This window comes from Amycolatopsis sp. NPDC049691 (assembly GCF_040675005.1).
Taxonomy (GTDB): Bacteria; Actinomycetota; Actinomycetes; order Mycobacteriales; family Pseudonocardiaceae; genus Amycolatopsis.
The window spans coordinates 45,715-66,070 of record NZ_JBFANX010000033.1 but is presented as its reverse complement, the minus strand read 5'-3'; the positions used below and the strand labels follow the sequence as shown (position 1 = coordinate 66,070).

Sequence of the window (20,356 nt, the reverse complement as noted above, 5' to 3'; positions counted from 1 at the left end):
GCCGGCCGAAGTGGCCGGCGCCCCTTTCCGTCCCCAACGTGCGTCAGCCCCGCAGCAACAGCGGGACTTCCGCGAACCCGTTGAAGATGAAGGTGGGCGCGGGCTTCAGCTCGGCGGCCGGGACGGCCAGCTTGAGGTCGGGGAACCGCTCGAACAACGCCGGCAGCGCGACCAGGGCCTCCATCGTCGCCAGGGCCGGGCCGAGGCAGCGGTGCCGGCCGTAGCCGAAGCCGAGGCTGCTCTTGTCCGCGCGGGTGATGTCGAACTCGTCGGCGGTGTCGCCGTACTTGGCGGGGTCACGGCCCGCCGCCAGGTAGTTGATCAGCACCAGGTCGCCCTTGGCGATGGTCACCCCGCCGATCTCGATGTCCTCGAGCGCACACCGGAACGGCATCGAGCCGACGGCGCCGTCCTTGCGGACCTCCTCGTCCCACGCCGCTTCCCAGCTCGCTTCCCCGGCGAGGATCGCGGCGAGCTGGTCGGGGTGGGTGAGCAGGTCGACGAGCGTGTGGGACAGGACGTTGGCCGTGGTTTCGGTGCCACCGCCGATCAGCAGGTGCACCGAGCCGACGACCTCTTCGTCGGTGAGGGGCGCCTCGTTGTCTTCCGTCGCCTTGATGATGATGGTGGTGAGGTCGTCACCGGGCTCGCGGCGCTTCGTCGCGACCAGCCGGCCGAGCGCCTCGTGCCACTGGTGGAGGTTGGCCTCGGACTCCTCGGCCGTGTTGTCCGTCTTCGCGTTGACCTGGGCGCCCCGCAGCATGGTCGCCTGGTCCTCGTCGCGGATGCCCAGCAGGTCGCACACGAGGATGGTCGACAGCGGGTAGAAGAACTGACCCTTGATGTCCACCACCTCGTCGGCGGGCACGGTCGCGAGGTCGTCGAGCAGACGGTGCACGATGCCTTCGATGATCGGCCGGGACTTCGCCACCTGGCGGTTGGTGAACGCCTTCGCGACGAGCTTGCGCAGCCGGTCGTGCTCCGCGCCGTCCCGGGTCTGCATGTTGTCCATGGCTACCCAGGTGAACAGCTCCCAGTTCTGCGGCACCCGGCCCGCCTGGTACTCCGGCCAGTTGTCCTTGGTGTTCTTCGCGATCCGGGGGTCGACGAGCAGTTGCTTCGCCTCTTCGAAACCCGTCACGGCCCAGGCGGTGTACCCGCCGTGCAGTTCCACGCGGGTGACTGGGCCGCGGGCGCGCAGGTTCTTGTTCTCCCCGTGGAGATCGCTGCCGCTCCGGTCCAGTACGTACGGGCACTCGTCCATTTTTCACTCCACACTGCCGGCGACACCGAAAAAAGCCCTTCCATCATCGATGCCGTCCGCGCCGGCGGCGTCTCGGATGCTGCGGTACAACGAGAAAGCCGGCGACGCCCTCGTCGGGCGTCGCCGGCTCCCGGCCGGGGTCACGGCGTCAGGACACGGCCCACGTCCGGTGGCTGGGTGCCGTCCGCCAGGCTGCGGAACGCCGCGGCCACGTCAGCGGGGCCCTGCCCGTGCCGGATGGCGAGCCAGGACGCCAGGTGCCGCAGGTACCGCGTTTCCGCCTCGTGGTAACGGGCGTAGTACGCGTCCGCGCCCTCCTCGCCGATGGTGGCGTCTTCGACCATCGGCGTGAAGAAGAGCTCCGGCTGCGGGTCGGGCAGCCCGGCCGGCGCCTGCTCGCCCGGATCCGGGTGGTTGAACCCGATGAGGACGCCCTGGGTCAGCGACGGCGCGAACTGCTGGTACACCGCGTGGAGCACCTTGGCCGAGCCGGTGAAGTCGACGAGGAGGGCCGGCGCCGTCACGGTGGCCGACTCGAAGGCGTCGTAGGTGGCCACTTCGCTGTAGACGCCGAGGTTTTCGACGAACGCCTTCTTGCCGGCCGACGTGATGCCCACGGTCGTGATCCCGACCTCCCGCGCCCGCAGCTCGTCGACCAGGCCGATCGCCGTCTTGCAGGAAGCGCTCGTGACGATCAGCGACTTCGCGCCCTGGGCGGCCTGCCGCTCGACGAGGTCGGCGAGGGTGAACGAAGCCGGGAACACCGGCCGCAGGAGAGCGCGGAAGTCGTCCAGGTCGTCCGGTTCGCCGACGCTCTGGAAGGTCAGGTACCACGGGTGCAGGAAAGCCCGCTCCGGCGAGGTGTCGAGCAGGCCCCGCGGCGTGACTTCCGCCTGCACGGTGTGGTGGCTCGCCATCGGCACGTAGCCGAAGTAGCGGCTGCCGACCGCGACGCCGTCGTGGCGCGATTCCGCGACGCGCACGAAGCCCCAGACCGGCACCCGGCCGAACTCCGGCGGCGCGGGGAAGGCGTTCCAGAACGCGATCATGTTCCCGGCACCGAACTTCGCGTAACTGACGTTGTTGGCGGTGAGGCCGAACTTCTCGACCTCGAGCCGGACCTGACCGGGCTGCAGCTCGGCCAGGACCGGGACCCGGATCTCGCTCGCGGCGAAATCGTCCCGCCGGACCAGCACTTCCCATTTTTCTCGCGTGGGCACTACGCCCCCTTCGCGTTAGTAGTTCGACCTTCGCCGGCTGTCGGATCCGCACGAAGGGGGTAGACCTTGAGCGGTCACGCTGACAGCCTCACCGCGGCCGGTCACCGCGGCAACTTCCTCGTTGCGGCCGTCCTCGGCCGGAGGGGATTCCCGGTACGGATTCGGCAATGCGGGATAAGCAGCCGCGGGGGCCACGCTGGTTGACTCGATGGGGCCGCTGGTTTCGCGAGCCTCGTGAGGAGAGTGCTGAGCCTTGTTCACCACTGACGCTTTTGCCGCACCTGCCGAGGGTGCCCCGCTCGGGCCCGCGACGATCACGCGGCGCGAGGTCGGGCCGCACGACGTCCTGATCGACGTCGCGTACTGCGGGATCTGCCACACCGACATCCACCACGTGCGCGGGGAGTGGGGGCCGCAGCCGTACCCGCTGGTGCCCGGCCACGAGATCGTCGGGACCGTCGCCTCCGTCGGCGCCGAGGTGTCGCGGTTCGCACCCGGAGACCGGGTCGGGGTCGGCTGCATGGTCCGGTCCTGCGGGGAGTGCGCGAGCTGCGAAGCCGGCCAGGAGCAGGACTGCCCGGGCATGGTCGGCACCTACGCCGGCACCGACGCCGACGGCACCGTCACCCAGGGCGGCTACGCCGGGAAGATCGTCGTCGGCCAGAACTTCGTCCTGCGCGTCCCGGACGGACTCGACCCGGCCGGTGCCGCGCCGCTGCTGTGCGCCGGTGTCACCATGTACTCGCCGCTGCGCCGCTACGGCGCCGGCCCCGGCAGGAAGGTCGCCGTGCTCGGGCTGGGCGGCCTCGGCCACGTCGGCGTGAAGCTCGCCGTCGCGATGGGCGCCGAGGTCACCGTGCTTTCCCAGACCTTGAAGAAGCTCGAGGACGGCCTGCGACTCGGCGCGACCGAGTTCCACGCGACCGGCGACGCCGCCGCGCTGGCCGGGCTCGCCGGCCGGTTCGACCTCCTGATCAGCACCGTGACCGCGCCGCCCGACCTGCCGACGCTGCTGTCCCTGCTGGCGCCGGGCGGCACCCTGGTCAACGTCGGCATCCCCGCCGAACCGCTGGTGCTGCCGGCCTTCTCCCTCATCATGGGCCGCAAGACCGTCGCCGGCTCGCTGTTCGGCGGCATCGCCGAGACGCAGGAAATGCTCGACTTCTGCGCCACCCACGGCATCACCGCGGACGTCGAGGTCATCACGCCCGAGGGGATCAACGACGCCTACGAGCGCGTCCTGGCCTCCGACGTCCGCTACCGCTTCGTCATCGACACCGCCGCCCTTTCCTGATTTCGGTTCCCGGAACCCTTGGGTCCGCAAAGCGGCCTGCCTCTGGAGGCAGGCCGCTTTGCCGTGGCGGGGTACGGGCCCGGAGGCCCGCCCGCGCACCGGGAATCAGGCGGCCCGGTCGACCTGGTCGCCGGTCGGGACGGTCGTCACCGCTGCCGGGCCGAGCGCGCGGCGCGGCGAGGCGAACCGCTTCATGATGGGCTGTTCGAAGAACTTGAACGTCACCCAGGCCACCACCAGGGCCACCGCGAACAGCAGGACCTCCACGACGGCCGAGGTCAGCGTGCTCCAGTTCTCGCCCTGGCCCAGCCACTGGTGGCCGGCGACGATGATCGTGTAGTGCCACAGGTAGAAGGCGAACGAGATGTTGCCCAGCCAGACCATCAGCCTGCTGCCGAGGAACGTCGGCACCCGGTCGAGGTCGGCGACCGCGGCGGCGGCGACGAGCAGGCCGAGCGGAATCGCCATGAGCGAACCGAACTGGAAGAGCGGCCCGAACATCGGGGTGATGAAGTAGACGGCGACGGTCAGCGCGACCGCTCCGCCGAGCTTCAGGGGGAGCCGCCGCCCGGCGAGCACGACCTTGGCGAGGAACATCCCGAAGACGAACGTCAGCAGCTGCCCCGCCGGGCAGTGGAAGACGTAGTACAGCTGCAGGTCGCTGAAACCGTACGGAAGCATCGGGCCGGCAGGCAGGACCCCGGCGACGATCGGGAGAGCCAGCACCGAGGCGGCCGAGAGGATCGTCCAGAGCACCAGCCGCTCCGGCCGGACCTTGTTGACCAGCTTGATGATGAAGGGGAAGAGGATGTAGAACAGCAGCTCGCAGGACAGCGACCAGGCGACCGGGTTGATGCTGATGCGGACGTCGAGAGTGGTGCTCCAGCTCTGCAGCAGCAGCAGGTTCAGCAAGCCGTCCGAGACCCGGGCGCCCTGGCCGGTGATCACCGTCAGCAAGAAGATCGAAGCCACGAAGGTGAGCAGGTGGTTGGGGTAGATCTTGAAGAACCTTCTCCGCCAGAACCGCGGAGTGGTGTCCCGTGGCCGCGCGGCGCAGGTCAGGACGAAGCCGCTGAGGACGAAGAAGAAGGTGACCCCGCTGAACCCGCCGACGCCGAACAGCGCTTTCGTGACGGCCTGAGCGCTCTTCGAGGCGTACGGGTTCATCGCCTGCGCGTGGAAGGCGAAAACCATCGCGGCGGCGACGAAACGCAATCCGGTGAGCGACGGCAAACGCGGGTTCGGATTTCGCGTCGGAGCCGGCCCCGAGCGAGATTGAATTGCTTCGTGCGACATTGTCCTACTCCCTGTTCCTGCTTTCGTGATGGGGCAGCTTCAGGAGTTTCGCACGGTCGGAGGCATGCCGACGCCTTCCAGAATTGCCAACGCACGGTGCCCGCGACGGCGCTGTGGGTGATGCGCCGGAATGGGCCGGAAATGAATGACCGGAGCGGTCAGTCGTTGCTCGGTACCGGCAACCCCGCGGCCACCAGCTTCGCGGTGATGGGTTCGAGCTCGGCGATCAGCTCGTCGAGCTCGGCGGCGGAGAGGGCGTCGTACGGCGCGGCGGCCAGCTCGTCGGTGAGGGTTTCGACGCGTTGCCGGGTCTCGCGGCCGGCGTCGGTGAACCGCCCGCCGGCATCGACGAGCCCGCGCTCGCGCATCCCGGCCATGACCGCGGCCAGCCGCTTCTTCGGCAGGTGGTGGATGCGCCCGAACGACTCCGGCGGGTGGACGCCTTGCGCCAGCGCGTTGAGCACGTGGGCTTCCGTACCGCCGATGCGCGCGCCGACGAGCGCGGCGACGTGCCCGTCACCGCGGTGCTCGCGCAGCATGGTCGCGCAATGCCACAGCCGGGCGACCGGGTCGCCGGGCACCGGCAGAGCACGCATCGCGGCGTACATCACCCGGCCTTCGGTGGGCGCGCTCGTCGCGGCCTTGGCGGTCAGGTCGGCGGCGCGCACCAGACCCGGAGAGCCGGCCAGCTCGTCGCCGAGCATGCGTCGCAGGGAGGCCGCGCTGCCCCGCTCCCGCGCGGCGACGGACGCCTCGGGCGGGATCGTCTCCCACGCGCTCGGGATGTGCCGCGCGGCCTCCGCCGGGGTGAAGCTGTAGAAGGCCGCGTGCACAACCTGCGCCGGCACCCGCCCCAACGGCGCGGCACGGCTGGCGAAGTAGCCGTCCCAGTAGGTGCGGTGGCCGAGCGCGGCCAGTTCCTCGCTGCATTCTCCAGCCAGGAAGGTGGCCAGGCAGATCGGCTCCAGCAGCTCGAACATGCGACGGGCGATTTTGGTCATGGTGGACATCATTGCTCCGATCAGATGCCGTCGACTCCCGCGGGATACGAAAAAGGCACGCAGGAAGAAGGCGGACACGCGGTTCGGATCGTCCGCTCCGGGAGATGGGCGCGGCACCCATCTCAGGCGTTCGCCGCGACCAGCCGCGACAACCGGTGCACGCCTTCCGCGATCTGCTCCGGCTTCAGGTAGCTGCAGGACAGCCGGACCGCGTGGGCGCCGCCGTCGGAGTAGAAGAACCGCATGGGTGTCCACAGGACGCCGAACTGCTCCGCGGAGAGCTCGAGCAGTTTCTCGTCGGCCTCGAACGGCAGGTCGACGACCGCGAAGAACCCACCGCGCGGCACGTTCCACCGCACCGCGCCTCCGCCGCGTCCGGACGGCGCGAAATGCTTCTCCAGCGCCGCGAGCATGGTGCGCAGGTTGTCCCGGTAGAACTCGACCTTGTCCCGGTTGGCGGTGCGCAGGCTGCAGGCCGATTCGACCAGGACGCCACCGATGACGGCCTGGGAGATCGGTGAGGTGTTCACGGTCACCATGCTCTTGACGGCCGACATCTCTTCGGCGAGCAGCGTGCGCCGGCCCTCCGCGTCGACCACGGTCTGGTCGGCGACGAGGAAGCCGACGCGGGCACCGGGGAAACACGACTTCGCGAACGATCCCAGGTAGATCACGCGGTGGTCGGTGTCGAGCGACTTCAGGGTCGGCCGCGGCTCGTCGTCCAGGCCGAAGAGGCCGTACGGGTCGTCTTCGAGCAGCAGCAGGTCCTGCTCGTCGGCGACATCGAGCAGCCGGCGGCGGGTCGCCACCGGCAGCGAGACGCCCGAGGGGTTGGAGAAGTTCGGCACGAGGTAGAGCGCGCGGGGGCGCTTGCCCGCGGCGCGGACCTCGCGCGCCACCTCGGCGACGGTCTCCGGGGCGACCCCGGCGGGGGATTCCGGCACCGGCACCACGTCCACGCCGAGGATCCGGGCCGCGCCGCTCAGCCCGACGTAGCAGGGCTCCACCGCGAGGACGACGTCGTCCGGGCCGGCGCACAGCGCCCGCAACGCGATGATCATGGCCTCCTGGCAGCCCGCCGTGACCATCACCGAATCCGGGGGCACGACGATGCCCTCGTCCTTCTCGAGCATCGTGGCGATCAGTGGGCCGAGCTGGCCGTTGGTCCGCCCGTACTGGAGCAGCAGGCCGCGCACCCGCTCCTCGGGGAGCCCGCCGGCACGTAGGTGGTCCACATAGGACCCGAAGTACCGCTGCACGTCCTCGGTCGAGTAGAACCCGTCGTAGGGGCGGCCGGCGGCCAGCGAGATCGCGTCCGGGTACCGGCCGGCGATCTCGTTGAGGAAGTTCATCGAGGTCGCGACCGGGTCGGACACCGAAACGTGCAGATCGGCGCGGGACAGCTCAACCATGGATCTCCGATCCGGTGGCGGTCAGCGCCGCCAGCTCCACGAGCCGGGCGCCGACGTCGATGACGGGCAGGCCGCAGGCCGCGGAGATCAGCGGCTGGACGCTGGTGAAGTGCGTGCAGGCCAGGACCACGGCGTCGAGGTCGAGGCGCTCCGCCAGGCGCAGGGTCGCCGGCAGGTGCGAGGAGCCGAAAGCCGCTTCCGGATCACCGCTCTCGATCGCGCGAACCAGGCCGGGATCGGACACGCCGAGCATCCGGTGGCCCGGGCTGACCTCCCAGGCGGTCCGCTCGACACCGACGACGGCCTGCGCGTTGCCGGTGATCACCAGCGACGAGCGCAGCGCCGGGAACACTTCCCGGTACACGGTGACGGGCGAGACCACCGGCAGTGCCGAGGCATCGTGGTACACCACGGCGGACAGCGAGTTGCAGAACAGCATCGCCAGCTCGGTCCCCCGGGCGTGCAGGTCGTGCAGACGAGCGTGGAACGCCGCCGTCAACGCGCCGGGATCCCGGTACTGCAACGAGTCCTGCTCGTCCGGCGAACCCGCCATGGCGTACGGGACCGTCGCCAGTCCCCTGGCCCTCAGCAGCTCGGCGCCGAGGCCCGAGTCGTAGGGCGTGCCGGCGATCACCGCCACCGCGGGCGTCTGCTCGTCCACCACCATCGCGTCTCCGTCCCCGCAAGCGTTCTGTCCGCCCATGGTCGCAGCCGGAACGGTGGCTGCCTTCCTGCGGTGTGCGGTCAGCCGGGCGCGATCACCTTGCCGGGGTTGAAGATCCCGCGCGGGTCGAGGGCCGCCTTCACCGCTCGGTGGACCCCCATGCCGACCGGACCGACCTCACGCGCGAGCCAGTCCCGTTTGAGCAGGCCGACGCCGTGCTCGCCGGTACAGGTGCCGCCCAGCGAAAGGCCCAGCCGCATGATCTCGTCGAACACCAGCCGACCACTGTCCATACTGGACTGACTGGCCCGGTCCACCACGATGACCGGGTGCAGGTTCCCGTCGCCGGCGTGGCCGACCACTCCCACGAGCACACCGTGCCGGGCGGAGATCTCCTCGACCCCGGCGACGAGGTCGGCGACCCGCGCCCTCGGCACCGCCACGTCGTCCACGACCAGACCGCCCCGGCCGCCGGGAAACGCCCGCCGCGCGAGGTGTTCCATCGCCGGGTGGGCCAGGCGGCGCGCGCTGGTCAACGCCTCGGCCTCGACCGCGTCCTCGGCGACGTACAGCTCACTGGCGCCGGCCGTCCGGCAGCACTCGGCGATCGCCGCGAGGTCGGCCCCGGCGCCGGTGTCGGTCGCGATCAGCAGCATGGCCGCAGCCTCGGTGTCCAGGCCCATCGGCCGGTAGGCTTCGATCGCCCGCAGGTGCGTGCGGTCGAGCAGCTCGAACATGCTCGGCACGTGGCCGGCGGCGACGACCGAGGAAACCACCCGCCCGGCCGCCGGCACCGTCGGGTACACCGCGACCAGGGTCCGGGTCTCCGCGGGCGCCGGGCGGAGCCGGACGGTGATCTCGGTGATGATCCCGAGCGTGCCCTCCGACCCGACGAACAGCCCGGTCAGGTCATAGCCCGCGACGCCCTTCACGGTCCGGCGGCCACAGCGCAGGATCTCCCCGTCGGCCAGCACGACTTCCATGCCGAGCACGTAATCGCCGGTGACGCCGTACTTGACGCAGCACATGCCGCCCGCGTCGGTCGAGACGTTGCCGCCGATCGTCGAGGACTCCCAGGAGCCGGGGTCCGGCGGGTAGGCGAGCCCTTCCTTCGCCGCCGCCCGGCGCAGTTCCGCGTTGACCACCCCCGGTTGCACGACCGCGATCCGCTCACCCGCATCGATCTCGAGTATCCGGTTCAAGCCGGCCAGCGAAACGACGAGGGCGCCGTCGACCGCGTTGGCCGCGCCGGTCAGCCCGGTGCGCGCGCCCTGCGGGACGACCGGCACGCGGTGGGCGGCGGCGACCCGCACGACCGCGGCGACTTCGGCGGTGCTCTTCGGGCGCAGCACGGCGAGGGGCGTGCCCGCGTCGCACAGGTCGGCCTCGTCACGGGAGTGGGCGGCCAGCACGCCGGAATCGGTGAGCACGCGGTCGGCCGGCAAGACCGCCAGCAGGTCGTCGATCGGAGATCCCATGGGAGCAAACGTAACCGGGCACCGGGCCGGACTCCAGACCGCCCGCGCGAAAACCGCATTCGCGAGGATCCGTCCGGTCACCTCCGCGACCGGGTCACCGGGCAACGGCGAAGACGTGGAACGCGCGGTTTCCCGGCTAGCCTCGTCACCACGGCCGCCGATCGTCGTTCGGGCTCTCGCGGCACACCTCCGAGCGTGCCGCGGCGGGCCCCACCGGCAAGCAGGAAGACGCGTTTTCCGTTGCTCCGCTGCGAAGCTGGGCCGGTCGACAATCTAGGAGGTCAAGGTGTCGAGCACCGATGTTCCGACGCGGGAGGAACTGGTTCGCCGCGTGGCCGAACTGGCTCCCGTACTGAAGAAGCACGCGAACTGGTCCGAGCAGAACCGCCGGGTGCACGACGAGTCCATCGAGGCGCTCGCCGAGGCCGGGGTGTTCAAGCTGCGCCGCCCGAAGCGGTACGGCGGGTTCGAAGCCGACACCCGGACGCTCGTCGACGTCGCCACCGAGATCGGCCGCGCCGACGGCTCGACCTCCTGGGTGGCTTCGGTGTACTGGATCCCCACCTGGATGGCCTGCCACTTCCCGGAAGCGGTGCAGGACGAGGTGTTCTCGACCCCGGACGTCCGCGTGTGCGGCACGCTCAGCCCGTCCGCGATGGCCGCGCCGGTCGACGGCGGCGTCGTGGTGAACGGCAAGTGGGGCTTCATCAGCGGGGCCCTGCACGCGCAGTGGCAGGAGATCATCGCGATCCTCGTCCCGCCCGAGGGCGAGCCGTACCCGATCATGGCGCTGGTCCCGTTGTCGGACCTGCTGGTCGTGGACGACTGGGACACCGCGGGCCTGCGCGGGACCGGCAGCGTGTCGACGGTGGCGCAGGACGTCTTCATCCCGGCCGAGCGCGTGCTCCCGCTGCCCGCGGTCCTGGAAGGGCAGGGCGGCCCGGCGGGCTCGGTCTACCGGGCGCCGCTGCTGCCGATCGCCTCGGCGTCGTCGGTCGGCACGCTGGTGGGCATGGCGAAGTCGGCTCAGGACAGCTTCCTCAAGCGGCTGCCGGACCGCAAGATCACCTACACCGCTTACGAATCGCAGCGCGAGGCCCCGATCACGCACCACCAGGTGGCCGAGGCGGCGTTGAAGATGGACGAGGCCCAGTTCCACGCGCACCGGCTGGCCACGTTGGTCGACACGAAGACCGCCGACGGCACCCCGTGGAAGCTGGACGAGCGCGCGATCGCGCGGGCCGACCTCGGCGCGGTGGTCCGGCTGGCCAAGGAGTCCATCGACATCCTGGCCACGGCCTCCGGCGGTTCCTCGATCTACCACGGCATCCCGATCCAGCGGATCGCCCGCGACATCGCCGCGGTCAACCTCCACGCGCTGATGCACCCCAACACCAACACCGAGCTGTACGGCCGGGTGCTGTGCGGTCTCGAGCCCAACACGCTCTACATCTAGGGAGACTCCCATGACCACGACCGAAAGCGGCACCGCCGCCGACCAGGCCGCGATCGCGGCGCTCACCCAGAAGGTCATCGCCGCGTGGGCCTACGGCGACGCCGACGGGTTCGCCGGCGTCTTCACCGAAGACGGCACCATGATCCTGCCCGGCATCTTCAAGAAGGGCCGCGAAGAGATCCGCGCGTTCCTGAAGGAGTCGTTCGAGGGCAACTACAAGGGCACCCAGGTCACCGGGCGGCCGATCGAGATCCGGTTCTTCACCCCGGACTCCGGCGTGCTCATCACCCAGGGCGGTGTCCTCGGCCCCGGTGAAACCGAGGTCGCGGACTCCCAGTCGATCCGGGCGTCGTGGACCGTCGTGAAGCGGGACGGCGGCTGGCAGCTGGCGTCCTACCAGAACACCCCGGCCAAGCAGCAGCTGCCGAAGCCGGGCACCGTCTGAGCCCACCGCATCGCAAAGAACCCGGGCCGCCATCGCGGCCCGGGTTCCTTTTTCGCCCGAAGCTGGTCTGCCCATCGCTTCCCGGTTACGGCTTCAGCGACAAGCCGGCCGCGCCGGGGTGGGGGATCGAGCGGATATCCGACGCGTGGCGCGAGCTGATGGCCTGGCTCGGCTACCGGCGGTTCGGCGCCCAGGGCAGCGACTGGGGCACCAGCATCGGTCAACGGCAACCCGATCGGGTCGCCGCAGACGGTCGGGAAGTTCCGGTCGTGGACCGACTCCGGTGGCGACCTGCATCGGGTTATTGCCCGGGATGAGCTGCTCGACAACCTGATGCTCTACTGGCTGCCCGGCACCGGTGCCTCGTCCGCCCGGCTGTTCGGTCTTCCCCGAGGAGCTGCAGCGCCCGTCTCGACGGTGGGCGGAGCGCCGGTTCCCGAACATCCGGTACTGGAACGAGCCCGGCCAGGGCGGCCACTTCGCGGCGTTCGAGCAGCCGGCGTTGTTCGTCGACGAGGTCCGGTCATTCTTCCGGCTGGTCCGCTGATGGTCACCCGGACTCGGTAAGCGGCTGGCTGAAGATCAACGAGTGCCCATCCGGTGTCCGTACGTTGAAGTCACGCATCCCGTAGGGCCGGTCAGCCAGTGGCTCGACGATGTCGGCGCCGCGGGCGCGCAACTCGTCGTGGCAGGAATCGACGTCGTCGACGACAACCGTCACCCTGGCCGGGCCGACGCTGCTTTCGGCGTACAGGTGGAACTCGGCGGTGTCGCGGATCACGGCCGCGTAGCTAGGTGGGGTCTCCCAGGTGAATATGGTGTCGAATCCGAGCACGTCCGTGAAGTACGACCGCGCTGCCTGCACATCTCGGCACGGCAGCACGGGAATCGCCACCCGCATGACCATTCCGTCACCTTACCTGACTTTGGCTCAAGATCGCTGATCTCGGGTAGGGTGCTGACCGTTGAGCTGCGTTTCGTCGTGTGAACGGCTGTTCCGATTACTGGTGCTGGCACGGATCGTCGAGCCGACCAGCAAGCCGGACAGTCTGTGGGTGGTCGAGGAGGCAGGTTTCGACCCGTCGGCGTGCGCGACTCGAGAAGTCGTTCCGAATGTCCAAACACGACCTACGTGCGCGGCCGATCTACCACCACGAGCGCGAGTCGCAAGAAGTTCGTGCGCACCACCTGCCGCTACCGCACCATCAACATCCAGGCCGGCGAGCACACCCTCACCGCCGTCGACCCGCCACCCGACGACCTCCGCGATGCCCTCACCCGCATCCACGACCGCGGTGCGCACTGATTTGAGCCAAGTCGGGTACCAGAACACCCCGGCCAAGCAGCAGCTGCCGAAGCCGGGCACCGTCTGATCCCACCGCTTCGCAAATAACCCGGGCCGCCCATCGCGGCCCGGGTTCTTCTTCGCCCGAAGCTCAGAGCAAAGCGGCCAGGCCCGCGTACCCGCCTTCCTTCAACCGCAGCCCGGACGTCGTCGCATACGCCTCGTCCGCGCGGATCCCCAGTCCTTCCACCATCCGGTTCATGAAGTTGAACAGCGCGCACACGAGCACCGCGTCGTGCAGCGCCCGCTCGTCCCAGCCGGCGGCGAACACGGCTTCGGCGTCGGCCTCGGTCATCCGGGACGGGGTGCGGGTCAGCTTGCCGACGTAGGCCAGCACGGGCCGGAGCTTGTCGTCGACCGGCGCCGAGTCCAGGTCCGCGACCGCGGCCGCCAGCAGGCCCTCGGGCACGCCGAACGCCTCCGCGGTGATCGTGTGGATCCCGTGGCAGTAGCCGCAGCTGTTCACCCCGGACACGTACGCCGCGATCAGCTCGCGCTCCCCCGCCGAGAAGGGCGACTCGCCGCGCATCAGCACCTCGTGGAGGTCCAGCAGGTGCCGCGCCGGATCCGGGTTGGCCTGGAACACCTGCAGCAGCGTGGTCTCAGCCGGCAGGGACCTCAGGTACGACATCGAAGGGTTCCTTTCCGTCCGCCAGCCCGGCGGCGAGCTGGTCGATCTCGACGCCGCGCAGCGCGCAGGCGGTCAGGTAGGCGATCGTCCCGGCGCCGGCGCCGGGCACCGCCGCGGCGACCAGGTCCTGGCGGCGCTCCCACTCCCGCCGCAGCGAGCCCGGCGACGAGGTCGACGGCGGCTCGCCGAGCCGGTCGCGCAGGGCCAGCCAGTGCTCCCGCCCGGACTCCAGGAGGCCACCGAGGCCGAACGCGGCCGTGCCGTGCCGGGCCTGGTCGACCACCTGGGTGACCAGGGCCGGGTCGTCGGCGAGCCGGGCGAGCGCGAGGCCGGCGAGCAGCCGGTCGGCGTCCAGGCCCAGCAGGATGATCCCGGCCTCGGTGGTGCCGGGGGCGTCGACGTCCGGCAAGGCGAACCGGGAATCCTCGCTTTTCGGGGGGTCCGGGTGGCGAAGCCCCCGGCTCGGGGCGAAGCCCCGGATGTCGTCGTGGCGCTCAGACACCGACGACCGCCTCGACCGGCTCGGCGACGCCGCTGCGCAGCTGCGCGGCGATCGCCGCGGCGACCCGGGTGGTGGCGACGCGGTGGCCGTCGATGTTGCGCGCGGCCGGGCCGAGCACCATCCCGGCCGCGGCCCCGACCACCGAAACGCGCGGCTCGCGGCGGTAGGACAACGTCCGTTCGTCCAGCGACGGCCAGCCGTCCCTGGCGTCGACGACCTCGTCGGGCAGCAGGCCGGTGCCGATCGACGGCGTCGTGCCCAGCGCGAGCACGACGTGGTCGCCCACGACCCGCCGTCCGCTCTCCAGCCGCAGCACCACGTTCCCGCCGACGGCCGGCGCGATCTCCTTGACGGCTTCGCCGCGGTGCACGACCAGCCGGCCGTCGGCTTCGGCCCGCTCGAGCAACGGCCGGAACTCGAACATGATCGACGCGCGCCGGAACCGGCCCATCAGCTCGAGCCGCTCGGCCCAGCCGACGCCGTCGAAGCGCTTGCGGCCCTCCGGCCGGAAGAAGGTGGAATTGACGTCCGCGCACTGGTAGCGCTCGCCGGTCTCGCGGACCACCCAGTGCACCTCGCGCCCGGCGGCGAGCGCGCCGGTGATGAGGTGCGCCGCGGTGAGCCCGGCGCCGACGACCACCTGGCAGCGCGCGCCCGGCGGCACCGATTCGTCCCAAAAGGACACTCCGCGCGGCGGATGGCCGCCACCCCACCAGGTTTCCGGCGCGGGACGGCGTTCCTCGCCGGGGCACAGCACGACGTGCCGGGCGGCGACGGAGAAGCGGTCGGTGCGCACGGTGACGGCTTCGGGGGCGGGCACGACCTCGCGCACGGTCGCCTGCCAGGTCTTCTCCCCCACGTGGTGGGTGGTCACCAGGTGTTCGCAGTAGGCCTCGAAGACGTCGACGGGGACGACCGACCGGTGCCCGGACTGCGACATCCGGATCTCGCGGCGCTCGGTCGGCGTCAGCCTGCCCCAGTGCAGCCGCGCGAAGTCGAGCAGCTCGCAGTCGCGGTAGCCCTCGACGCCGGGGTGGTGCTCGTAGGGCGAGCGCAGGACGCGCTGGCCCAGCTGGTCGATCCGGCCGAAGAACCGCCCGCACGGCCGCCCGGTGCGGTCCACGACGACGACGTCGGTCACGCCGTGGTGCCACAGGGCGGAGGCGACCGCGAGCCCGGCCGGGCCGGCCCCGACGACCACGACGTCGGCGGCCGCCGCCGGCGAGTCCCCCCGCGCCGGGGAAGGTGGCGCGGGAGGACGCGGCCAGGCGCGGCCACGAGGCGAGTCGAGCAGGTGCGGCTCCGGTACGAACGTGATCACTGCTCGCCCCGCCGCCGGCTCAGAGCACCGTGACGGGGACGATCAGCTCCACCACCGGCCGCTGGCTCATCCCGTTGGTGACGAGCTCGTCCAGCGTCTGCTGGGACTGCTCGGCGCTGTCGGTGGCGATCGGGCTGTAGCGCGAGTAGAAGTACGTCGGCTTGCGGCCGCTCGTCTCCATCGAGTACGTCTTCAGGACGGTTTCGCCGGGGCGGACCTCGCCTTCGTAAAAGGTGAGGCGGCGCTGGTCGGGCGTCATGAAGCTCTTCGAGAACTGCGGCGACATCAGCATTTCGTCGTCGAGGAACGTCGAGTCCTCGTCCATCACGGCCTGCATCGCGACCCACGTCTGGTCGGTCAGGTTGGTTTCGGCCTTGATGACCTGCCAGCGGCCGGGCTCGGGGAGGTTGACGCTGACCGAGACGTCGTGGTCGGTGGTGTCGATGGCGCCGGTGATCATGAGGACCCGGCGGCCGACGTCGGCGGTCCCGGTCATCTGCACGTCCCTGGCGCGCACGCGACCGGAGACGTCGAGTCCTGGCAATTCGGGTGAAGACATGCTGCAGCCTCCTACGTAACCCACCCCAGAAATAGTGGCCTGACCAGCGAACATACAAAGGCTTTCATACCGCAAGATACACTGTCAAGGTGACGAATACACGTTCTCCGAATCGCTGACCAGGGTCCGATCAGGGGAGATTGTCAACAGCCGGGTGCTGGCGCGAATTGGTCCGTTCGGCCCAGCGCCCGCGCGCGGAACGATCACTCCGGAGCCGAGGTCTCCTGGGGTTCGACCGCGTCGACCTCGTCTTCGACCGCTCCGACGTAGCGGATTTCGAACGCGGATTCGGCGCGCTGCACCATTACTTTCATGACCAGACCCGGTTTCACCATGATGAGGAAATTGCCGGGATCGCGGGGGTCGCCGAAAATGTCGTAAACGAGAAAGGCGGAACCGTCACCGACGGCGAACAAGGCTTCGTAGACGACGTTCCGCTCCGCCTGCGACGCCGTCTCGGCCCAGCTTTCGAGGACTTCGATGCCCGCCGTGAGCTGGAGGCGCATTGCCATCCGCCGGCCTCCCAACCGAACGTCGCAGATCGCCGTCACGCATGGGTCACCGTGCTGCGGTGACACTCCGGCCAGGACACTGTCGATTCTCCCGGCCGGACGGCGGGGTGCTCATCTCCGAGGGTGCGCTCCGGCACCGTCCGTGTCCGGCGCCGGAGCCGCCGCGGCTTCAGTTGTAACCGAGCACGATGTGCTCTTCTTCGGCCGGTTCGGGCGCTTCCACGAGCCGGAGCCCGCGGGGTTCCTCGGCGGGTGGCGGGGTCCAGTCGTCGGCCGGGACCGCTGCTGCTGTCATGGCGTTCCTCCACGTGGGTCGGGATGTGGGTCCACCATGCGCCACCGGGGTCGAGGATCGGATGGGATCCGCTGACGTGCGCAGCTTTTGAGTGGTCGGAACAGGGGTGGGAGGGGTGCACTGGGAGTGACTCGAAGGTGAGGTGCCACGCATGGCGGAAGAGCGGAAGCCCCTCGGCGGCGCGGCCGACCGGCAGCGCACGTGCGCGGTGTGCGGAGCGGAGTTCAGGCCGGGCGAGCGCACGGAGATCGAGGTGTTCTCGGACGGCGCGGTGCGGTACGTGGCGGTGCACCCCGGCCACACGACGCACTCCCCGAGCCGCGAGCGCGCCGCCGCGAAAAGGCTGCGCGGCGAAGCGGCTTGAGGAGCACCGCCCGAGCGCCCCAATGTGGCCTTGGGTGCGTTGAATCAGCGCCGCGGCGCGAAGCGCCTCCGTTGAGGGTGGCGGCGGGGGCATGGACGGAGCACCGAAGGCCACATTGGGGCGCTTCCCACCGGGGTCAGCGCGGCAGGCCCGACAACCGCCAGGCGCCCGCCGCGGCCCGCGGCTCCCTGGCCGGCCGAGCCGGATCGCCCCACACCGACGGACGCGGCCGCTCCGGCGGCCGGACCGCCGAAAGCGAAAGCGCCGCCACCAGGGCCGCCAGCTCGCCGTCGTCCGGAGCGCCTCGCACCACGCGGATCGCGGACATCCGGATGCACCCCCTCAGATCGGCAGGTTGCCGTGCTTGCGCCCCGGTGCCGGCTTGCGCTTGTCGCGCAGCATCGCCAGCCCGCGCGCCACCGCCGCGCGGGTCTCCGCCGGGTCGATGATGTCGTCCACCAGCCCGCGCTCCGCCGCGTACTGCGGGTTCAGGTACTCCTCCGTGTACTCCGCCACCAGCTTCGCGCGCAGGGCCGCCGGGTCCGCGGACGCCGCCAGGTCGCGGCGGTACAGCACGTTGACCGCGCCCTCCGCGCCCATCACCGCGATCTGGTTCGTCGGCCACGCCAGGGACAGGTCGCAGCCGATCGACCGCGAGTCCATCACGATGTACGCGCCGCCGTAGGCCTTGCGCAGGATCACCTGGATCCGCGGCACCGTCGCTTCGCAGTACGCGTGCAGCAGCTGCGCTCCCTGGCGGATGATGCCGCCGCGCTCCTGCTCCACCCCCGGCAGGAACCCCGGCACGTCGACCAGGCTCACCAGCGGGATGCCGAACGCGTCGCAGAACCGCACGAACCGCGCCGCCTTCTGGGACGCCGGCCCGTCGAGCACGCCGGCGAACACCACCGGCTGGTTGCCGACCAGGCCGACCACGCGGCCGTCGATCCGCGCCAGCGCGCAGAGCACGTTGCGCGCCCAGCCCTCGTGCAGCTCGAAGAACTCGCCGTCGTCGGCGAGCTCGGCGAAGACGTCGCGCATGTCGTACGGCTGGTTCGGCTCGACCGGGACCAGCTCGGCCAGCCGCGGCCGGTAGTCGTCCGCCGCGCTCGTCGGCGCGGTCGCCGGCGGCGGGTCGAGGTAGTTCGACGGCAGCAGCGAAACCAGGTACCGGACGTCGGCGAGGCAGCTCTCCTCGTCGTCGTGGACCACCGTCGCGACACCGGAAGCGCTGCCGTGGACGTCGGCGCCGCCGAGCTCCTCGTGCGTGACGCGCTGGCCGCTGACGGCCTCCACCACGTCGGGTCCGGTCAGGTACATCCGCGCGGTGTCGCGCACCATGAACGTGAAGTCCGCGAGCGCCGGCGAGTACGCCGCACCGCCCGCGCACGGGCCGAGGATGACGCTGATCTGCGGGATCACCCCGGACGCCTCGACCTGGCGGCGGAAGATGCCGCCGTAGCCGTTGAGCGCGAGGACGCCCTCCTGGATCCGGGCGCCGCCGCTGTCGTTGAGCCCGATCACCGGGGCGCCGTTGGCCACCGCGAGGTCGAGCACCTTGTGGATCTTCGCCGCGTGCGCCTCGCCGAGCGAGCCGCCGAAGAGCGTGAAGTCCTGGGCGTAGACGAACACCCGGCGCCCGTCGATCGTGCCGGAGCCGGCGACGACGCCGTCGGTGTGCGGGCGGTGGCCCGCCAGGCCCGGCCCGGTCGCCTGGTGGCGCCGGTAGGGCTCGATCTCGGTGAACGAGCCGTCGTCGAGCAGCAGGGCGAGCCGTTCGCGCGCGGTCAGCTTGCCCAGCGAGTGCTGGCGGCGGACGGCGTCGAGCTTGCCCTCGTGGATGTGCGCGCGCAGCTCCTCGCGGCGCTTGCGCAGCAGCGGCATGTCGGGCGGCGCCGGCCGCGCCAGGTCGGCGGCGCGGGCCAGCTCGATGACCTGCGCGTCCCCGGACGGCGCCGGGCGGCCGAGACGGCGGCGCCGGACCCCGTCGGGGACCGGCACCACCTCCGCGTCGTCCGCGCGCGCCGCGCCGGACTCCTGGCTTCCGCTCACGCGGCATCCCTCATCCGGGCCCGGTGGTCCCGCTCGATCTCGGCGACGATGTCGGACCACACGATGCCGCGGCCCAGCCGGGGCATCGGACGGACCACGGCGTCGGCGGCCGCCGACGCGGGCGGGATCGTCACGGGCCGCCGGTCGCCGGTGTCCGGGTGCGCGGCGTCGCTGGTGGTCATGGCAGGACCTCCTCGGTCTGGCCGGCCCCGGGTCCGGGGCCGGTGCGAACTGCTGGACGCCTGACGTCCGCTGTGGACAAAGCACGGCCCGCCCGCCCGCCGGTGATCCGGCCGGTGGCGTGCAGCCAGGCCACCGTGTCGCGCACGGTCTCGAGCACCGGCCGCGCGAGCACGCCGCCGCCGGGCGCGTCCGGGGCGACCGGCACCGCCGTCGCGCAGACGTGGATCGCGCCGTACTGCACCGGCAGCGCCCGCGGCCACACCCGCTGCAGCCGGTCGGCGAAGCGCCCCACCGGGTACAACGCCCGCGCCGGCAGGACCACCGCCGGCAACGCGCGCCCGGTCGCTTCCCGGGCGGCCGCCAGGTATTCGCGGGTCGTCAAGAAGTGGCCCGGGCCGAAGAACGCCGGCCCGGACACCGAACCGTCCAGGATCCGCGCGTGCAGCTCCGCCGAGTCGCGGACGTCCCCGATGGGGAGCCCGCCACCCGGCCAGATCGGCGTCAGCCCGCGCAGGACGTCGCGCAGCCGCGCGTTCTGGTCGCCCAGGCGCGGGTCGTCCGGCCCGAGCAGGGCCGGCGGGTAGGTGACGACGACGGGTACGCCCACCGACCGGTGCTGCCGCGCGATCCGCTCCGCGGCCGCCTTCGACGCCAGGTAGGGCTCCCGCGACCCGCCGAGCGGGCTCGACGCCCCGATCGACGGCGCGGTCGCCGGGTACAGCGCCCCGACGGTCGACACGTGCACGATCCGCCCGGCACCCGCCCGGCGCGCGGCGGCCAGCACCACCTCGGTGCCGCGGACGTTCACCCGCCACAGCTCGTCGCGACGACGGCTGTCGAACGTGTAGACGCCGGCCGCGTGCAGCACCGCGTCCGCCCCGGCGACCAGCCGCCGGACGGCCACGACGTCCGTGACGTCGCCGCCGACGACCTCGACGCCGGGCCGGGCCACGCCGACCGGGTCACGGGCGAGCAGCCGAACCCGGTGCCCCCGCCGCCGCAGCGCCGCGACCGTGTGGGCACCGAGGAAGCCGGTGCCGCCGGTGACCGCGATCAGCATGA

Annotated in this window: 23 protein-coding genes and 1 pseudogene; 6 read left to right on the top strand and 18 right to left on the bottom strand. The window is 71.2% G+C overall.

What is annotated here, in order from left to right; translation table 11 throughout:
• Nucleotides 1-43 precede the first annotated feature (43 nt).
• Nucleotides 44-1,264: a cytochrome P450 gene (locus AB0J40_RS44425; RefSeq protein ID WP_364466151.1), complete on the bottom strand. Its 1,221-nt coding sequence runs from the start codon at nt 1,262-1,264 to the stop codon at nt 44-46.
• A 140-nt stretch (nt 1,265-1,404) separates the two neighbouring features.
• Nucleotides 1,405-2,484 carry a DUF2855 family protein gene (locus tag AB0J40_RS44420; RefSeq protein ID WP_364466149.1) on the bottom strand — a complete coding sequence of 360 codons (1,080 nt, stop codon included), beginning with the start codon at nt 2,482-2,484 and terminating at the stop codon, nt 1,405-1,407.
• A gap of 253 nt (nt 2,485-2,737) precedes the next feature.
• Here AB0J40_RS44420 and AB0J40_RS44415 point away from each other — a divergent pair, with 253 nt between their 5' ends.
• A complete protein-coding gene (locus AB0J40_RS44415; protein WP_364466147.1) occupies nt 2,738-3,778 on the top strand; it encodes an NAD(P)-dependent alcohol dehydrogenase in 1,041 nt (346 codons plus the stop codon).
• A gap of 105 nt (nt 3,779-3,883) precedes the next feature.
• Here the strand turns inward: AB0J40_RS44415 and AB0J40_RS44410 are convergent, their stop codons facing one another.
• The 5 genes from AB0J40_RS44410 to AB0J40_RS44390 all read right to left on the bottom strand — a co-directional run bounded on the left by AB0J40_RS44410 (nt 3,884) and on the right by AB0J40_RS44390 (nt 9,629).
• Entirely contained in the window at nt 3,884-4,993 is a 1,110-nt protein-coding gene (locus AB0J40_RS44410) for an acyltransferase (protein WP_364466145.1), read from the bottom strand.
• A gap of 239 nt (nt 4,994-5,232) precedes the next feature.
• Complete coding sequence (locus tag AB0J40_RS44405) at nt 5,233-6,075, bottom strand: MarR family transcriptional regulator (protein ID WP_364466143.1); 843 nt, start codon at nt 6,073-6,075, stop codon at nt 5,233-5,235.
• Nucleotides 6,076-6,197: 122 nt separating this feature from the next.
• On the bottom strand, nt 6,198-7,487 hold the full coding sequence (locus AB0J40_RS44400) for a PLP-dependent aminotransferase family protein (protein ID WP_364466141.1): 1,290 nt from the start codon (nt 7,485-7,487) through the stop codon (nt 6,198-6,200).
• Nucleotides 7,480-8,154, bottom strand: coding sequence for an aspartate/glutamate racemase family protein (locus tag AB0J40_RS44395; protein ID WP_364466139.1), 675 nt, complete (start codon nt 8,152-8,154; stop codon nt 7,480-7,482). The genes AB0J40_RS44400 and AB0J40_RS44395 overlap by 8 nt, the downstream gene beginning before the upstream one ends.
• A gap of 77 nt (nt 8,155-8,231) precedes the next feature.
• Nucleotides 8,232-9,629: an FAD-linked oxidase C-terminal domain-containing protein gene (locus AB0J40_RS44390; protein ID WP_364466137.1), complete on the bottom strand. Its 1,398-nt coding sequence runs from the start codon at nt 9,627-9,629 to the stop codon at nt 8,232-8,234.
• Nucleotides 9,630-9,915: 286 nt separating this feature from the next.
• Here AB0J40_RS44390 and AB0J40_RS44385 point away from each other — a divergent pair, with 286 nt between their 5' ends.
• From AB0J40_RS44385 to AB0J40_RS44375, 3 genes are all read left to right on the top strand, one after another.
• The gene (locus AB0J40_RS44385) at nt 9,916-11,085 is read left to right on the top strand and encodes an acyl-CoA dehydrogenase family protein (RefSeq protein WP_364466135.1); all 1,170 of its coding nucleotides are present in this window, start codon (nt 9,916-9,918) and stop codon (nt 11,083-11,085) included.
• A gap of 10 nt (nt 11,086-11,095) precedes the next feature.
• Complete coding sequence (locus AB0J40_RS44380; RefSeq protein WP_364466133.1) at nt 11,096-11,530, top strand: SgcJ/EcaC family oxidoreductase; 435 nt, start codon at nt 11,096-11,098, stop codon at nt 11,528-11,530.
• A gap of 358 nt (nt 11,531-11,888) precedes the next feature.
• On the top strand, nt 11,889-12,077 hold the full coding sequence (locus AB0J40_RS44375; RefSeq protein ID WP_364466131.1) for a hypothetical protein: 189 nt from the start codon (nt 11,889-11,891) through the stop codon (nt 12,075-12,077).
• A gap of 3 nt (nt 12,078-12,080) precedes the next feature.
• Here the strand turns inward: AB0J40_RS44375 and AB0J40_RS44370 are convergent, their stop codons facing one another.
• A complete protein-coding gene (locus tag AB0J40_RS44370) occupies nt 12,081-12,437 on the bottom strand; it encodes a VOC family protein (RefSeq protein WP_364466129.1) in 357 nt (118 codons plus the stop codon).
• Nucleotides 12,438-12,625: 188 nt separating this feature from the next.
• On the opposite strand from AB0J40_RS44370, the pseudogene AB0J40_RS44365 reads away from it, so the two are divergent.
• Nucleotides 12,626-12,836, top strand: a pseudogene (locus AB0J40_RS44365) (IS1634 family transposase); the annotation flags it as partial.
• A gap of 130 nt (nt 12,837-12,966) precedes the next feature.
• Here AB0J40_RS44365 and AB0J40_RS44360 read toward each other — a convergent pair.
• The 6 genes from AB0J40_RS44360 to AB0J40_RS44335 form a co-directional block, all read right to left on the bottom strand.
• Nucleotides 12,967-13,506, bottom strand: a complete 540-nt coding sequence (locus AB0J40_RS44360; RefSeq protein WP_364466127.1) for a peroxidase-related enzyme — start codon at nt 13,504-13,506, stop codon at nt 12,967-12,969.
• Complete coding sequence (locus tag AB0J40_RS44355) at nt 13,478-14,008, bottom strand: DUF6187 family protein (protein ID WP_364466125.1); 531 nt, start codon at nt 14,006-14,008, stop codon at nt 13,478-13,480. The genes AB0J40_RS44360 and AB0J40_RS44355 overlap by 29 nt, the downstream gene beginning before the upstream one ends.
• On the bottom strand, nt 14,001-15,329 hold the full coding sequence (locus tag AB0J40_RS44350; RefSeq protein WP_364466123.1) for an FAD-dependent oxidoreductase: 1,329 nt from the start codon (nt 15,327-15,329) through the stop codon (nt 14,001-14,003). Before AB0J40_RS44350 ends, AB0J40_RS44355 begins: the two co-directional genes overlap by 8 nt.
• A 19-nt stretch (nt 15,330-15,348) precedes the next feature.
• Complete coding sequence (locus AB0J40_RS44345) at nt 15,349-15,825, bottom strand: DUF6423 family protein (protein ID WP_364466182.1); 477 nt, start codon at nt 15,823-15,825, stop codon at nt 15,349-15,351.
• Between the two features lie 266 nt (nt 15,826-16,091).
• A complete protein-coding gene (locus AB0J40_RS44340) occupies nt 16,092-16,400 on the bottom strand; it encodes a DUF6235 family protein (protein WP_364466180.1) in 309 nt (102 codons plus the stop codon).
• Nucleotides 16,401-16,569: 169 nt separating this feature from the next.
• Nucleotides 16,570-16,695, bottom strand: a complete 126-nt coding sequence (locus tag AB0J40_RS44335; RefSeq protein WP_364466121.1) for a hypothetical protein — start codon at nt 16,693-16,695, stop codon at nt 16,570-16,572.
• 151 nt (nt 16,696-16,846) lie between these two features.
• Here AB0J40_RS44335 and AB0J40_RS44330 point away from each other — a divergent pair, with 151 nt between their 5' ends.
• The gene (locus tag AB0J40_RS44330) at nt 16,847-17,059 is read left to right on the top strand and encodes a hypothetical protein (protein WP_364466119.1); all 213 of its coding nucleotides are present in this window, start codon (nt 16,847-16,849) and stop codon (nt 17,057-17,059) included.
• A 136-nt stretch (nt 17,060-17,195) separates the two neighbouring features.
• On the opposite strand, the gene AB0J40_RS44325 is transcribed toward AB0J40_RS44330, so the two are convergent.
• From AB0J40_RS44325 to AB0J40_RS44310, 4 genes are read right to left on the bottom strand one after another with little or no spacing between them, the layout of a single operon-like run.
• On the bottom strand, nt 17,196-17,387 hold the full coding sequence (locus tag AB0J40_RS44325) for an acyl-CoA carboxylase epsilon subunit (RefSeq protein ID WP_364466117.1): 192 nt from the start codon (nt 17,385-17,387) through the stop codon (nt 17,196-17,198).
• Nucleotides 17,388-17,401: 14 nt separating this feature from the next.
• The gene (locus AB0J40_RS44320) at nt 17,402-19,111 is read right to left on the bottom strand and encodes an acyl-CoA carboxylase subunit beta (RefSeq protein ID WP_364466115.1); all 1,710 of its coding nucleotides are present in this window, start codon (nt 19,109-19,111) and stop codon (nt 17,402-17,404) included.
• The gene (locus AB0J40_RS44315) at nt 19,108-19,293 is read right to left on the bottom strand and encodes a DUF6222 family protein (RefSeq protein WP_364466113.1); all 186 of its coding nucleotides are present in this window, start codon (nt 19,291-19,293) and stop codon (nt 19,108-19,110) included. Before AB0J40_RS44315 ends, AB0J40_RS44320 begins: the two co-directional genes overlap by 4 nt.
• Nucleotides 19,290-20,354, bottom strand: coding sequence for an NAD-dependent epimerase/dehydratase family protein (locus AB0J40_RS44310; protein ID WP_364466111.1), 1,065 nt, complete (start codon nt 20,352-20,354; stop codon nt 19,290-19,292). The genes AB0J40_RS44315 and AB0J40_RS44310 overlap by 4 nt, the downstream gene beginning before the upstream one ends.
• Nucleotides 20,355-20,356 lie beyond the last annotated feature (2 nt).